The organism is Phormidium sp. CCY1219, from assembly GCF_055795085.1.
In genome coordinates, this window is the sequence record NZ_JAYFEQ010000310.1 from 1 (window position 1) to 1,324 (window position 1,324).

Annotated in this window: 2 protein-coding genes; both read right to left on the minus strand. The window is 44.9% G+C overall.

The window, feature by feature from the left end; all coding sequences use genetic code 11:
* Positions 1-24: 24 nt before the first annotated feature.
* On the minus strand, positions 25-1,209 hold the full coding sequence (locus AC0QH1_RS05050; protein ID WP_324629820.1) for an RNA-guided endonuclease InsQ/TnpB family protein: 1,185 nt from the start codon (positions 1,207-1,209) through the stop codon (positions 25-27).
* The coding region (locus tag AC0QH1_RS05055) for an IS607 family transposase (protein WP_442957280.1) at positions 1,121-1,324 on the minus strand (204 nt) is incomplete at its 5' end. The genes AC0QH1_RS05050 and AC0QH1_RS05055, both read right to left, overlap by 89 nt.

Genomic DNA, 1,324 nt, shown 5'->3' on the forward strand with positions numbered 1-1,324 from the left:
CAGATACATTTAACCCGGAAAAATCTAGCAATTGCTGGAAGTTTCTGAGTATGGCACAATCTGGAATGAAATTATTGCTCCAGATGCGGAGGTATCTCTCAAAGCCTTCAACAAAATGTTGAAGGCGCCATTAATATCACGCCCAATAGCGTGACCGCAGTCGGGACAAACAAATCGTTTGTTGCCTAGAAGCTTTGTGTGAATGTGGCCACACTTGGAGCAGGTTTTGCTGGTGTACTCTTCCGTCACATCTACTACAACACAGCCATATTTAGCCGCTTGATGCTTCAATGTTTGCTTAAAACGGTAATGAGACCATGTAACCATTTTCCGTGCTGTCTTAGTTGACAACCGTCGCTTGCCTCGTTTGACCATATTTTTGACCTCAAATGTAGGCAAAAATATGACTTTGTACTTGCTGCATAGATAGTTAGCTGCTTTCTTGTGCAGCTCCGAAACCAGGTTACGAATCTTAATCCGAATCTTTTGTGCAGCTTTTCGCAGACAGTACCGTAGCCGCTTGAATTGGCGTCCTTTAGATAAGCCGATTCGAGACATTAGCCGATCGAGGTGGGTAGCCAGTCGATAAATACGCCCCATGTCCGACTTGCCAATTTCCCAAATTTCTTGACCGTCAAACCCCGTTAGAAATGTTCTGACCCCTGGATCGAGGGCAATGGCTAGATTACTGTTTAATGGTTCTAGCTTAGGCGCATCTATGGCATAACAGATAAACCAACGTCCTCTATCTAGTACCAAGGTGGGCTCGTGGTGCATCTTGTCGATAATTGGCTCACTTGCTTTGAACCCTAATCCTTTGGTCTGTGTCGGATAAAAAGTCCCCTTTTTCCAATTATCTTTTTGAAATCGGATAGACTTAACAGGTTCGCGTACAGACCGAAAGGAGGCATCTCCCCGCGATCGTCTTGCTGCTTTGTGCGCCTCATAAGCTTGGAATACCGCCAATTGGCGTGGATTATATGGGGTTTGGCTTACCCAAGATGGAGCCATATCCATGACTGTTTTCCGTAGGTCATATTTGCCAATCCTCTTAGTTTTAAGTATGGCAATGGCTTGATTGAAGCACCATCTGGCTGCTGATATCCATTGAAACCAAGTTTTAGCTAGTGCCGTTTCTGGATAAACTCGAATCTTCTTTGATAGCAGACTTGTACTTTCTGAGTCCATAGAGCCTGCAACTGAAGACATGGACGATGGCAAGGATATCCTCAACCATTTCTCGTTCTGGAGATAAGTCACTTCGGTTGAGAACCACGAGTTGGCAATCTTTTTGTTGACAGAGCCACTCGATAAGGTCCTGACC